Source organism: Vibrio sp. Vb339 (assembly GCF_902751245.1).
GTDB classification, from domain to species: domain Bacteria; phylum Pseudomonadota; class Gammaproteobacteria; order Enterobacterales; family Vibrionaceae; genus Vibrio; species Vibrio coralliirubri.
In genome coordinates, this window is the sequence record NZ_CADDIS010000013.1 from 25925 (window position 1) to 39048 (window position 13124).

Genomic DNA, 13124 nt, shown 5'->3' on the forward strand with positions numbered 1-13124 from the left:
ATTAGCATTATTCCAAATAGGAAACTCACATGAATATTGAGAAACTATCGCGCCTCGACTTAAACCTACTGGTTTGCTTACAGGTACTGATGGAAGAGCTAAGCGTCACGCGCACCGCACATCGATTGTGTCTGAGTCAATCGGCTGTAAGTAAATCGCTAGCCAAGCTTCGTGAACAATTTAATGACCCTCTTTTCACGCGAAGTGCACATGGCCTGAGACCAACACCGAAAGCGGTTTTCCTTAAGCCTCGCTTAGAAACGTTGATCAACCAACTTGATGTGCTTACCCAGCCTGAGACATTCATTCCCAATAACAGCGACCACAGCTTTCACATCGCTGCCGTTGAGAGTGTTTACCCGCTGATTCTTCCGCACTTCTTACCAGCAATATTTCGACAAGCGCCTAAGGTCAATATCAACACCCACGCGTGGACCGAGCAAACCTTTAAGAAACTACAGCTTGGTGAGCTCGATATCGGACTCACCGGCAAAGACATCGACATCAATGATGCACGTTTAACCATGCTGCCGCCAGACGACATCTGCGAACAAGAAATCTATCGCGATGCACAGATGTGTGTGTTAAGACGTAACCACCCTGCTCTGAGTGGCAAATGGGATCTAGAAACCTACCTCGCCCAGCGTCATGTACAAGTAAGATGTGATGGTAACGACCGTTGGCTGCTCGATTACAAACTTGCCGACCTTGGGCATCAACGTGATATCGCAATCTCTGTACCGGACTTCAATAGCGCCGCTAGCCTGTGTACCTACACCGATTTTGTCTTTACCGCACCAAGCCACTTTACTTACCTTGTCGCCAAACAACTCGACTTAGTGGTTGTGCCTTTACCAATGGAATTCCCGCCGATGGCATACACTCTGTTTTGGCACCGTGATAGAGAAAATGACCCAGCGCTAACTTGGTTGCGAGATATCATCAAAGAAAAAACTCTGCATCTTAGATAAAAATGGCGTACAGCGTTTGCAGCAAACGAACAAAAGCGCTAGCTTATTGACCTAATAAGTCCCCTCATATGTATATCTACTGTGAGTGTTAACAAGGACCCTAACAATAAGGATAAACACAGATGCACAATATCACTGCTGAACGCGTTGCTGCGGTTCGAGCTTGGCTTGAAACAAACAACCTAGATGCCGTTATCATTCCACACGAAGACGAATATCTAGGTGAATACGTTCCAGCTCATAACGAGCGACTTCACTGGTTAACAGGTTTCACTGGCTCTGCTGGTGCGGCAGTTATCACTCGTGAGAACGCTGCTATTTTTGTTGATGGTCGCTACACGGTTCAGGTTCGTAAGCAGGTACCAGCAGAGTTATTTGAGTATCGCCACCTTATTGAAGAACCGGCTTTAGATTGGATCATCAATTCTCTAGTACAAGGCAGCAAGGTTGCATTCGACCCACGCATGCACACTGCTACTTGGTTGAAAGGCGCTCAAGCTAAACTGGCAGAGAAAGTTGAATTAACAACGCTATCTTCGAATCCAATTGATGAGCTTTGGTCTGATCGTCCTGAGCCTGTGGTATCTGATGTTCGCCTAATGGCAACAGATGCCGTAGGCCAATCAAGTGAAAGTAAACGCGCAGAGATTGCTGGCTTACTAAAAGCCAAAGGCGCTGATGCCGCTATCCTTACGGAACTCGATTCGATCTGTTGGTTGCTTAACATCCGTGGTTTGGACGTATCTCGCCTACCTGTTGTGTTATCCAACGCGATCATTCACGCAGATGAAAGCGTAGATTTCTTCCTAGACCCTGCTCGTATTCCTACTGGCTTTGAAGCACACGTTGGCAATGGTATTCGTGTGTCTCACCCATCAGAGCTTGAAGCACGCCTTCAATCTTTGGAAGGCAAAAATGTATCTGTCGATTCAGGTACCAGTAACGCTTGGTACACGCTGGTTCTACAAAACTCTGGTGCTCATATCATTGAAGCAGCAGACCCATGCCTAATGCCAAAAGCAGCAAAGAATGAAACTGAAATTGCCGGCATGAAAGCGTGTCATATTCGTGATGGTGTTGCGATGGCGAAGTTCCTATCTTGGATTGATGCAGAAGTCGCGCAAGGTAATCTGCACAATGAAGCTGTGCTAGCAGACAAAGTACAATCGTTCCGCGAGCAAGACCCAACGCTGATGGACCTAAGTTTTGACACAATTTCAGCAGCAGGCGGCAACGCTGCTATGTGTCACTACAACCACGAGAACCAACCTGAACCAGGTCAGTTAGAGATGAATACTCTGTACCTAGTCGATTCAGGCGGTCAGTACCTAGACGGCACAACCGACATCACTCGTACTATCGCGATTGGCCAGCCAAGCGACGAAATGATCCAGCAGTTCACGCTAGCGCTTAAAGGTCACATCGGTATCGCGCGTGCACGTTTCCCACAGGGTACTCGTGGTTTCCAACTTGATATCCTAGCTCGCCAACACTTATGGGCAGAAGGCTTCGACTACGACCACGGTACTGGTCACGGTGTTGGTCATTTCCTAAGTGTTCATGAAGGTCCGCAAAGCATCTCTAAGAAGCTAATCGACGTACCTCTTGTTGAAGGCATGGTGTTATCAAACGAGCCGGGTTACTACCGTGCAGATGAATTTGGTATCCGTATCGAAAACCTAGAACTGGTGGTTGAGCTGCCTACTCAAGGTGACTTCTCAGTACTAACGTTTGAATCGCTAACACGCTGTCCTATCGATAAGCGCAACATCAATGTTGATTTGCTAACTCGACCTGAACTGGCATGGCTGAACGACTACCATCAGAACGTTTGGAACGACGTTAGCCCATTAGTTGAAGGTGATACATTGGAATGGTTACGCCAATCAACTACTCCACTTGCTCATGCTTAATGCTTAGCTAATTCAAACTTAATGAAATGAAAAACGGCTACCTTAGGGTAGCCGTTTTTATTTGTCGATTTAACTTCGTCGATGTTTCACGTGGAACATCAATCTATGTGTTCGCTAACCAGAGTAAGCACTGTGCCAGTCTCGCCATACAGGATCGAAACCACGTTGACGAATCATTGACTCAACATCGGCAGCACTTCGCTCGTCACTTATTTCAAACTGTTCGAGCTCTTCTTCATCAGAAGCATAACCACCAGGTTGGGTTTTAGACGCAGCAGACATACTGGTGATTCCCAATGGCAACACATTGTCGCGGAAAGCTGCAGACTCACGAGTCGAGAGAGACAATTCGACCTCAGGGTTTAATAAGCGATACGCACAGATAAGTTGAACCAACTGTTTATCACTCATAATCGATTTAGGTTGCAAACCACCCTCACACGGACGAAGACGTGGGAATGAAATCGAGTAACGTGTTTGCCAATAAGTACGCTCAAGATAGTCTAAGTGAGCGGCCACGAAGAAACAGTCGGTACGCCAATCTTCCAAGCCAATCAAAGCGCCAATACCTATCTTATCAATACCCGCTTTTGCCAAACGATCGGGCGTTTCGAGCCGGTATTCAAAATCCATTTTATTGCCACGCAAGTGGTGTTCCGCGTAGGTACTTGGGCTATACGTTTCTTGGTAAACCATCACCGCATCTAAGCCGAGAGTTTTAAGCTCTGCGTAGTCATCTTGATCAAGCGGCTGCACTTCCATCGCAAGATAGTTAAATTGTGCCTTAATATTCGGTAGCACTTCACGGAAGTACTTCATCCCGACCTTGGTTTCATGTTCACCAGTCACCAATAGCACACTATCAAACTTCATCTTTTTGATAGCGGCACTTTCAGCATCGATTTCATCCAAAGTAAGTGTGCGACGCTTAATGCGGTTCTCCATTGAGAAACCACAATACGTGCACGCATTCGCACATAAGTTTGAGAGGTACAATGGAATATACAAAGACATTGTATTGCCGAATCGCTTGCGTGTTAGTGCCAACGATTGTTGCGCCATCTGCTCTAAGTAAGGTTCTGCTGCCGGAGAGATAAGAGCCTTAAAGTCTTCCAAGTCGCGTTTTGGCTTACTCAGAGCGCGCTCAACATCCGCCGCCGTTTTACTGAAGATAGACATACCAATGTCATCCCAGTTGAGCTGTTTAAATCGATCAACAAACGTCATAGGGACACTACTCGTCTAGAAATGAAGTTAGCGGGCTAGAAGCAACCGCGTGAGACACCTGACCAGCGAGACCAGAAAGGTAAGCCATACGGCCCGCTTCAACTGCCAGTTTAAAAGCAATCGCCATATCAACGGGTTGTTGAGAAGCCGCAATCGCTGTATTAACTAACACGGCATCCGCGCCCATTTCCATTGCACGAGCAGCATGAGATGGCGCACCAATACCAGCGTCAACAATCACAGGGACGTTCGCTTGGTCGATAATGATCTCTAAGAAGTCTGCCGAAGCGATACCTTTGTTCGACCCAATCGGCGCACCTAGCGGCATAACCGCAGCACAACCCACCTCTTCTAAACGTTTACACAACACTGGGTCGGCATGGCAGTAAGGCAACACAACAAAGCCATCTTTAACCAGTTGCTCAGCCGCCTTTAATGTCTCAATTGGGTCTGGCATCAAGTACTTTGGATCTGGATGAATTTCCAGTTTGAGCCAGTTTGTGCCTAGCGCTTCGCGAGCCAAGTGTGCAGCAAAGATGGCATCCTTCGCGTTCTTTGCACCGGAGGTATTCGGTAACAAGTTAACGCCAGCATCAATGATCGGCTGTAAAATATCATCTTGCTCAGAGCGAATATCAACCCTCTTCAACGCCATGGTTGCCAGTTGAGAACCGGAAGCTTCAATAGCACTCGCCATCAAGTGCTTATTCGCGAACTTGCCCGTTCCAGTAAAGAGTCGTGATTGAAATGTTTGATCTGCGATAGTTAACATAGTTAGCCTCCTGCAATAGCTTGGAAAAGAGAAATAGCATCGCCTTCATTGACGACCGTTTGTTGCCACTGACTACGCGGGACAACCGCATTATTGATAGCAAAGACACAACCCAGATCGGGCAGTGAAAGCGCTTGGATGATATCCGCTAGAGACGACGATTGTGCAACCTGTTCTGGTTGCTCATTGATAGAGATCTTTATGTTGCTCATTGGGTTTCTTCTTCTAAATAGTTAACTGTAGATAAGCAGCAAACGGGGCATTCACTATCTTGAGTGACACTTAAGTTTTGCCAGTTCATCGTCTGACCATCAAACAGTTTGAGCTGATGTGTTGCAACTTGGAACTCGCCAATGCTAATACGCTGAATCGCAGCCAATGCTTGGAGGTTGCCTATGGTGCCAACGACTGGGCCGATGATGCCGCTATCGCTACAGCGTGTCGTTTGCGGATGATGACTGAACGGGAACAAACAGTGATAGCACCCCTTCTGTTTCTGATAATCAAAGACAATAAACTGACCTTTCCAGCCGATCGCAGAACCTGAAATCAAAGGCGTACTGCTGCCAAAACATGCTTGGTTAACCTGCTGGCGCGACTCAAAGTTGTCAGTACAATCCAACACCAAATCAGCGAGCATCACCTCAAGCTCAAGTTGGCTTTGAGTTATTCGCTTATTGATGGTTCTTACTTGGCTTCGACCATTAAGCTCACTCAGTTGTTGCTTCAGAGCTTCAACCTTAGGTGAACCTAACTGACTTTCCTTGAACGCTACCTGTCGTTGCAGGTTAGACGAATCCACACAGTCATCATCAACCAATACGATTTTTCCGACACCGGAAGCCGCAAGATAGAGAGCTGCTGCATTTCCTAAGCCACCACAACCGATGACCAACACATGGCTATCTAATAGATTGCGTTGCCCTTGCTCACCCAATTCAGGGAGTGCGATTTGTCGTTGATAACGAATGAATTCGAAATCACTCAGCATGACTTAGCTCCCGAGTTACCTCTTTAACAGCACTTGTAGAACTGTCAGCCATTAATGCTTCGAAGAACTCAATCACTTGTTTTGGGTCTTCGGCTAACGTAATCGCACGTACAACAGCAAGGCTCGATACCCCACAACTCCACACCTGTGCAGCCGTCGACTGGTCAATTCCACCAATCGCAACCGTCGGATAACCGGTGAGTTCTTCTGTGTATGGGATAGTATCAATCAGCTGCTGATAGAGAGATAAACGCACAAGCCCTTGAGGCTTTGATGGCATCTGTTTAGTTGTTGTTGGGAAAATGTGCCCTAGCGCAATATAGCTTGGATTGATTTGAACAATGCGTAGCAACTCGTAATAACCATGAGTCGATAGGCCGATCTTAATACCAGCTTGGCTCAGTTGAGATAGGTTGGATTCTTCGATGTCCTCTTGACCCAAATGAACACCAAAAGCATCATGCTTAAGTGCCAATTGCCAATAGTCATTGATAAAAACCTGTGCGTTGTACTCTCTACCGAGTTCGATAGATCGTGCGATTTGTTGTTCTAAACCTGCTTGCTCCGGGTTCTTAATACGCAGTTGAACTGTGTTGATTCCAAGCTTGAGCAGCCTTTCGATCCACTCAACATCATCAACCACTGGGTATAGTCCTAGGCTACTCTTACTCAGTTCAGGGAACGAAAGTGAGGTTCCTTGGTGCGCCCAACCAACACTAATATCCAGTCGTCCATCTTCCAGAATGGGAATAGGAAAGTTTTGGTAGTTTGCTGGCCATGTTCCACGTGAAACATTAGATGCTGCGCGAGCTAAAACCAGTGCATCTTCTAATGGGAACTCCAACGCCAACAAAGTAACTAACCAAGCAAAGTGGCCACGACTATCTAAATCCTGATGATCTGGAGTTTCACTCTTAATAGCACGATTAGCATCTAGTTGTGACCAGATGTCCAATGCAGCTGAGTCATCTAAGACATCGATATAGATGGTATTCGGAGTTTGTGCCAAGGTATCGCGGACACCAGCTAGCGCCACTGAATGACTGTAATCAACGATATGATCAAGCTCACTTGAGCGACACTCCGCCAATGAATCAACATCATGAGCAAAACCAATAGATAACGCTTGCTGAGCATCAACGATAGAGAAGTATTGAGTTGGGCTTACACCCAACTCAACTGCATCGGTTGCCAAGCCTTGTCGCTTGGCAACCAATAGACAGCTTTGCACCTCTCCCGTTAGCTCAATATTTTGAGATGGGATAAGAATCTTCACTGTCATTATTCCTCTAATTGAGCTTCTTTTGCGCCTACTGCAGGGTGATAAAGTTCAGAGCCAGTATCACGGAACTCTTGTGATTTCTGACGCATCCCTTCCAACGGATTATCAAGCATCTTAATTTCTATAGCCTGATCAGCAGCCACTTGTTCCGTGTCTTTCGCGTACTCTCGAACTTCTTGAGAGATCTTCATTGAACAGAATTTAGGGCCACACATTGAGCAGAAGTGAGCAACCTTCCCCGACTCTTGCGGTAAGGTTTCATCATGGAAAGAGCGCGCAGTTTCCGGATCAAGAGCTAGGTTGAATTGGTCTTCCCAACGGAATTCGAAACGAGCCTTTGATAAAGCGTTATCTCGGATTTGTGCACCCGGATGTCCTTTAGCCAAGTCTGCAGCGTGTGCAGCTAGCTTGTAAGTAATCAGGCCAGTCTTCACATCTTCTTTGTTTGGCAAGCCTAGGTGCTCTTTAGGGGTTACATAACAGAGCATCGCACAGCCGTACCAACCAATCATGGCCGCGCCAATTCCAGAGGTAATGTGGTCATAGCCGGGGGCAATATCGGTAGTCAATGGACCTAATGTATAGAACGGTGCTTCATGGCAGTGCTCTAACTGCTCGTCCATGTTCTCTTTAATTAGGTGCATTGGTACATGTCCAGGGCCTTCAATGATCACCTGCACGTCGTATTCCCAAGCAACCTTAGTCAACTCACCCAAAGTACGTAATTCGGAGAATTGAGCTTCATCATTCGCATCGGCAATCGAACCCGGACGTAGACCGTCCCCTAATGACAGAGCGACATCGTACTTCGCACAGATCTCACAGATCTCACGGAAGTGGGTATAAAGGAAGCTTTCTTGGTGATGAGCAAGACACCATTTCGCGATGATAGAGCCGCCACGAGAGACAATACCAGTCACACGTTTAGCGGTCATAGGAACGTAACGAAGCAATAAGCCTGCGTGGATAGTAAAGTAATCAACACCCTGCTCTGCTTGTTCAATCAAGGTATCACGCATCACTTCCCAGTTAAGGTCTTCCGCAACGCCGTTCACTTTTTCAAGCGCTTGATACATAGGAACCGTACCAATTGGTACTGGGCTATTACGTAGTATCCATTCGCGAGTCTCGTGAATATTACGACCGGTAGAAAGGTCCATCACGGTATCGCCACCCCAACGAGTCGACCATACTAGCTTCTCAACTTCTTCTTCAATCGAAGAGCTTACTGAAGAGTTACCGATATTAGCGTTCACTTTCACTAAGAAGTTTCGGCCAATAATCATCGGCTCGGATTCAGGGTGGTTAATGTTCGACGGAATGATAGCTCGGCCTTCAGCGACTTCTTTACGCACGAACTCAGGGGTGATTTCTTTCGGCAGGTTTGCGCCAAAGTTATGGCCAGGATGTTGGTGGTTTAGCTGCTCATCAGCAAACTTCTGACGTCCCATGTTCTCACGTATCGCAATGTACTCCATCTCAGGAGTGATAATTCCCTGACGAGCATAGTGCAACTGAGTAACACATTGATCGCCAGTCGCGCGACGAATTCTAGGCAGATTGCCGTAACGAAGGTCGTCTAGAGTTTCATCTTCTAAACGCTCTTTGGTGTAAACAGAACTTACATCGTCTAACAGTTCCGTATCACCACGCTCTTCAATCCATTGCTCTCGTAACTTAGGAAGGCCACTGTAAAGGTCAATTTCGTGCGTAGGGTCAGTATAAACACCAGAGGTATCGTATACATGAATTGGTACATTAGGTTCGAATACAGGCTCTTTTTTGGTACCACCAACAAGGCTATCTGCTAGTGATATTTCTCGTACAGGGACTTGAATGTCCTCGCGAGATCCTTGGATATAAGCTTTTTTTGAATTTGGATAAGGTTGTACGGATAAAGAATCAATGAAATTCTTCGCTTCCAGTCTTGCTTGTTTACGACTCGACATAGCATTTTTCCTTGGCTTTTAGCCATTATTTATAGGGATAAAAATGCTTGACGGATAAGATGCTACAAGAGGGATCACAGTAAGAAAATACAGTTGTGATCTGGAGATAGATCTCTAGAAGGATTCTAGTTAGATATCTACTCTTGTTCCCTTCGCAGGTATTAGCCTGATCAGGTTCAACGGATCCCGAGTTAACGGTCTCAGCCATATGGCACTCCGACAAGTACGATCGAGTATATAAAAACGGCTTGGATAAACCAAGCCGAGTTGTTAACAAATCGTAAGAAAGTTTTATGACTTTATCAAAAGTTGGAAGCCGATCCATGCGGCTGAAATACTAAGAACCACATTGAGCAGTACATTGAGTCCCATCTTGAAGAACGCGCCCTGCTGCATAAGAAGCACGTTATCCATCGAAAACGTAGAAAATGTCGTCAGGGCTCCAAGGAAACCAAGACCGATAATTTGTCTCCATGGCTCCGTCGCGACCATCTCATTTTCAAACGCGGCGATGAGCAATCCCATAATCAAAGAGCCAATCACGTTAACAGTTAGCGTACCGTAAGGAAAACCACGCCCTAACATCACAACGCATAACTCTGAAATCAAGTAACGTGAACAAGCACCAAACGCGCCACCGATGGCGATAAAACCTAGAATAGATAACTGACCCATGAATCCTCCCAAACAATAATCCCTATATTCTAGCTTTAACGCCGATAAAAGCGAGGGTAGAAACTAAGAATGCATACGCAAATATTAAACGTTACAGGTGTCACTTAACTTCAATATATCCCATCAAACCCGTTTTCATGTGTTCGATAACATGACAGTGATACATCCAGCGGCCAGGGTTGTCGGCAACAAATGCGGCTTTCGCTCGACCATTCTTTCCAAGTAACACTGTATCGGTATGGAAAGGTTCTTCAACTTTCTTCCCGTCAAGTTCGAGTACTGTAAAAGTATGTCCATGAATATGGATAGGATGATGGTATTGAGTGACGTTCTTTAGATCGAATATATAGGTTTTACCCAATTCTAAAGTCGCCAACGGTTCAGGGATATTGTCTTTGCTCATCCCCTCCCATGCACGTTTATTAGTTAGCCAAAACTTAGGCATAGATTTTCCATCTTTGGATACTGGAGAAACCGCCCCTTCCCATTCAAATAAAAAGTCGATTTCTTGTGCATTAGCCAAATCTAAATTGGGCACAGGATTAAGGGGTAAAGAAGGTAGAGAGCGATTCTCAACCAAGAGGGAATCTACAACCTCGAACTCACATAAAGAGAAAGGAAAGCGTCCTTTCATTTGAAGGACGCTCACTCGCCCACCTGCTTTGGGTGCTATCAATCCAATATCCACTCGCATCCCCGGGCCAATTTTATGTTGAGTCAGCTTATAAGGTGTTTTGACAGGGTTACCATCAATGGCAATCACCCATGCCTCAGCCCCTTCGACTGCAATAGGGTAAGTGATCGTATTATCGACATTCGCGATACGCAGTCGAGTCGTTGCGTGCTGCTTTAATTGGTATACAGGTTCATGAACACCATTGACGCTACTCCACTCTCCTGGAGTACCCATACGAGCACTTAGTCGTGGAATCATTAAATCTTTCCATTGACCTTGCTTGTCGATATGCCAATGTTTGAGCATCAATGCGTGTTCTTCGTCAAACTGCACGGGAGTGCTTTCTTCTACGATAATAAGGCCAACTAAACCCATACCAAGCTGTTTAACGCTATTCATATGTGGGTGATACCAAAACGTGCCAGCATCTGGTGGCGTAAATTCATAAATGAATGTTTCACCAGGCATGATCGGTGGTTGGCTTAAGAAAGGGACTCCATCCATTTCGATGGGAATTCTTAAACCATGCCAATGAATAGTCGTCGGTTCTGATAGCTTGTTGGTAAAACGGATCGTTACCTTTTCACCTTGTCGACATCGAATCGCTGGTGCTGGAATCTGACCATTAAAGCCTAGAATATTAGTCTCAAACCCCGTCACGAGTTCAGCGGTTGAAGGCTCTGCCGTTAAGTCATAAACATACTTTCCTTGTTCATCAACTGACCGGTTAATTGAGCAAGCGGGTAGAACAGTGAGTGCTGATATAGCGAGAGATGATTGAATAAACTTACGACGGGAGATATCCATATTTGTTGCCTTTTAGTAATAACGACTAAAATGTAACAAAATATTGATAACAGTTCTCATAAAGAAGCGTAGTTTGTGCTGTTGGTTGTTTATAAAAGAGGCAGGGATAAGTAAGCACTTACACTTTTAAGGCCAGGTTTTATTAAAAGTAGGAATTACCGACTAAAAATCGAACAAATATAAAGCAAAAAAACAGAACTTCTGCTGAGGCAATGATATGACAAGGTGGAGGTTTCGGATCCCAATAAGCGCTGCTTTGGTAAGTCGGGGGAATCGGCTGCTCTGCTAATAACGTATATTGGATTCAGAAAGCAAAAAGACTCTAGCATTTCTGCTGCGGCTTCGTATATGGCAGGGGTGGAGAGATTAGACCGGGCTGGCGAGCTAGGGGAACGCCTAGTTATCCCAACATTGCTTCGTAGAAGCAACAGATGCAAAAAAGGCTCTAGCATTTCTGCTAGAGCCTTAAGTATGGCAGGGGTGGAGAGATTCGAACTCCCAACACGCGGATTTGGAATCCGCTGCTCTGCCAATTGGAGCTACACCCCTAAAACTTTCATTACTTCAGATTCGAAAAAACCTCGCACTAGGCGAGGTTATCGAATAAGTGGCGGAGTGGACGGGACTCGAACCCGCGACCCCCGGCGTGACAGGCCGGTATTCTAACCAACTGAACTACCACTCCGCAGTGGAATACTTGTCGTCGCTGACAAGTGTTCATAATTTAAAGCCTGGCGATGTCCTACTCTCACATGGGGAAGCCCCACACTACCATCGGCGCTATTGTGTTTCACTTCTGAGTTCGGCATGGAATCAGGTGGGTCCACAATGCTATGGTCGCCAAGCAAATTTTAAAATTCGGAAAACTGTATTTAAAAGTTATTTCTCTTCAAACTCATTCAAGCGTTTGGTATTTCTTTGAGTCCACAAAACCCCTTGGGTGTTGTATGGTTAAGCCTCACGGGCAATTAGTACAGGTTAGCTCAATGCCTCGCAGCACTTACACACCCTGCCTATCAACGTCGTAGTCTACGACAACCCTTTAGGACACTTATAGTGCCAGGGAAAACTCATCTCAAGGCTCGCTTCCCGCTTAGATGCTTTCAGCGGTTATCGATTCCGAACTTAGCTACCGGGCAATGCCATTGGCATGACAACCCGAACACCAGAGGTTCGTCCACTCCGGTCCTCTCGTACTAGGAGCAGCCCCTTTCAATTTTCCAACGCCCACGGCAGATAGGGACCGAACTGTCTCACGACGTTCTAAACCCAGCTCGCGTACCACTTTAAATGGCGAACAGCCATACCCTTGGGACCGACTTCAGCCCCAGGATGTGATGAGCCGACATCGAGGTGCCAAACACCGCCGTCGATATGAACTCTTGGGCGGTATCAGCCTGTTATCCCCGGAGTACCTTTTATCCGTTGAGCGATGGCCCTTCCATTCAGAACCACCGGATCACTATGACCTGCTTTCGCACCTGCTCGAATTGTCATTCTCGCAGTCAAGCGGGCTTATGCCATTGCACTAACCACACGATGTCCAACCGTGTTTAGCCCACCTTCGTGCTCCTCCGTTACTCTTTGGGAGGAGACCGCCCCAGTCAAACTACCCACCAGGCACTGTCCGTAATCCCGATTCAGGGACCAACGTTAGAACATCAAAACTACAAGGGTGGTATTTCAAGGACGACTCCACCACATCTAGCGACGCGGTTTCAAAGTCTCCCACCTATCCTACACATGTAGGTTCAATGTTCAGTGCCAAGCTGTAGTAAAGGTTCACGGGGTCTTTCCGTCTAGCCGCGGGTACACTGCATCTTCACAGCGATTTCAATTTCACTGAGTCTCGGGTGGAGAC

General features: G+C 46.3%; 10 protein-coding genes, 2 tRNA genes, 2 rRNA genes and 1 riboswitch. Of the genes, 2 read left to right on the top strand and 12 right to left on the bottom strand.

Translation table 11 applies throughout. From position 1 onward, the window contains the following. Positions 1–29: 29 nt before the first annotated feature. Both HRQ85_RS25380 and HRQ85_RS25385 read left to right on the top strand, forming a co-directional pair. A complete protein-coding gene (locus HRQ85_RS25380; RefSeq protein ID WP_012605070.1) occupies positions 30–971 on the top strand; it encodes a LysR family transcriptional regulator in 942 nt (313 codons plus the stop codon). 122 nt (positions 972–1093) lie between these two features. Continuing rightward, positions 1094–2884 (top strand): aminopeptidase P family protein, encoded by a 1791-nt coding sequence (locus HRQ85_RS25385; protein ID WP_172380885.1) that lies wholly within the window; start codon positions 1094–1096, stop codon positions 2882–2884. 114 nt (positions 2885–2998) lie between these two features. Here HRQ85_RS25385 and thiH read toward each other — a convergent pair whose 3' ends face one another. The 12 genes from thiH to HRQ85_RS25445 form a co-directional block, all read right to left on the bottom strand. Then, positions 2999–4111 (bottom strand): 2-iminoacetate synthase ThiH, encoded by a 1113-nt coding sequence (gene thiH / locus HRQ85_RS25390; RefSeq protein ID WP_017061318.1) that lies wholly within the window; start codon positions 4109–4111, stop codon positions 2999–3001. Positions 4112–4118: 7 nt separating this feature from the next. After that, on the bottom strand, positions 4119–4883 hold the full coding sequence (locus tag HRQ85_RS25395; protein WP_172380886.1) for a thiazole synthase: 765 nt from the start codon (positions 4881–4883) through the stop codon (positions 4119–4121). Between the two features lie 2 nt (positions 4884–4885). Continuing rightward, complete coding sequence (gene thiS / locus HRQ85_RS25400) at positions 4886–5095, bottom strand: sulfur carrier protein ThiS (protein ID WP_172380887.1); 210 nt, start codon at positions 5093–5095, stop codon at positions 4886–4888. After that, on the bottom strand, positions 5092–5874 hold the full coding sequence (locus HRQ85_RS25405) for a HesA/MoeB/ThiF family protein (RefSeq protein WP_172380888.1): 783 nt from the start codon (positions 5872–5874) through the stop codon (positions 5092–5094). Before HRQ85_RS25405 ends, thiS begins: the two co-directional genes overlap by 4 nt. Next, positions 5864–7156: a thiamine phosphate synthase gene (locus HRQ85_RS25410; protein WP_172380889.1), complete on the bottom strand. Its 1293-nt coding sequence runs from the start codon at positions 7154–7156 to the stop codon at positions 5864–5866. Before HRQ85_RS25410 ends, HRQ85_RS25405 begins: the two co-directional genes overlap by 11 nt. Continuing rightward, positions 7156–9105, bottom strand: a complete 1950-nt coding sequence (gene thiC, locus HRQ85_RS25415; protein ID WP_172380890.1) for a phosphomethylpyrimidine synthase ThiC — start codon at positions 9103–9105, stop codon at positions 7156–7158. The genes HRQ85_RS25410 and thiC overlap by 1 nt, the downstream gene beginning before the upstream one ends. Positions 9106–9235: 130 nt before the next feature. Beyond that, positions 9236–9334, bottom strand: a riboswitch (TPP riboswitch). 62 nt (positions 9335–9396) lie between these two features. Further along, entirely contained in the window at positions 9397–9780 is a 384-nt protein-coding gene (crcB, locus tag HRQ85_RS25420; RefSeq protein ID WP_004736665.1) for a fluoride efflux transporter CrcB, read from the bottom strand. Positions 9781–9880: 100 nt separating this feature from the next. Continuing rightward, positions 9881–11263 carry a multicopper oxidase family protein gene (locus HRQ85_RS25425; protein WP_172380891.1) on the bottom strand — a complete coding sequence of 461 codons (1383 nt, stop codon included), beginning with the start codon at positions 11261–11263 and terminating at the stop codon, positions 9881–9883. Positions 11264–11735: 472 nt separating this feature from the next. Then, positions 11736–11812 (bottom strand) — tRNA-Trp (locus HRQ85_RS25430). A gap of 59 nt (positions 11813–11871) precedes the next feature. Continuing rightward, a tRNA-Asp gene (locus tag HRQ85_RS25435) sits at positions 11872–11948 on the bottom strand. 44 nt (positions 11949–11992) lie between these two features. Then, positions 11993–12108: ribosomal RNA gene (gene rrf, locus HRQ85_RS25440) — 5S ribosomal RNA — on the bottom strand. A 102-nt stretch (positions 12109–12210) separates the two neighbouring features. Further along, positions 12211–13124: ribosomal RNA gene (locus tag HRQ85_RS25445) — 23S ribosomal RNA — on the bottom strand; the annotation flags it as partial.

Coding starts and splice junctions, on each gene's coding strand:
- HRQ85_RS25405 (WP_172380888.1), bottom strand. CDS start 5,874: ATGCTGAGTGATTTCGAATTCATTCGTTATCAACGACAAATCGCACTC.
- HRQ85_RS25395 (WP_172380886.1), bottom strand. CDS start 4,883: ATGTTAACTATCGCAGATCAAACATTTCAATCACGACTCTTTACTGGA.
- crcB (WP_004736665.1), bottom strand. CDS start 9,780: ATGGGTCAGTTATCTATTCTAGGTTTTATCGCCATCGGTGGCGCGTTT.
- thiS (WP_172380887.1), bottom strand. CDS start 5,095: ATGAGCAACATAAAGATCTCTATCAATGAGCAACCAGAACAGGTTGCA.
- HRQ85_RS25425 (WP_172380891.1), bottom strand. CDS start 11,263: ATGGATATCTCCCGTCGTAAGTTTATTCAATCATCTCTCGCTATATCA.
- thiH (WP_017061318.1), bottom strand. CDS start 4,111: ATGACGTTTGTTGATCGATTTAAACAGCTCAACTGGGATGACATTGGT.
- HRQ85_RS25410 (WP_172380889.1), bottom strand. CDS start 7,156: ATGACAGTGAAGATTCTTATCCCATCTCAAAATATTGAGCTAACGGGA.
- thiC (WP_172380890.1), bottom strand. CDS start 9,105: ATGTCGAGTCGTAAACAAGCAAGACTGGAAGCGAAGAATTTCATTGAT.
- HRQ85_RS25385 (WP_172380885.1), top strand. CDS start 1,094: ATGCACAATATCACTGCTGAACGCGTTGCTGCGGTTCGAGCTTGGCTT.
- HRQ85_RS25380 (WP_012605070.1), top strand. CDS start 30: ATGAATATTGAGAAACTATCGCGCCTCGACTTAAACCTACTGGTTTGC.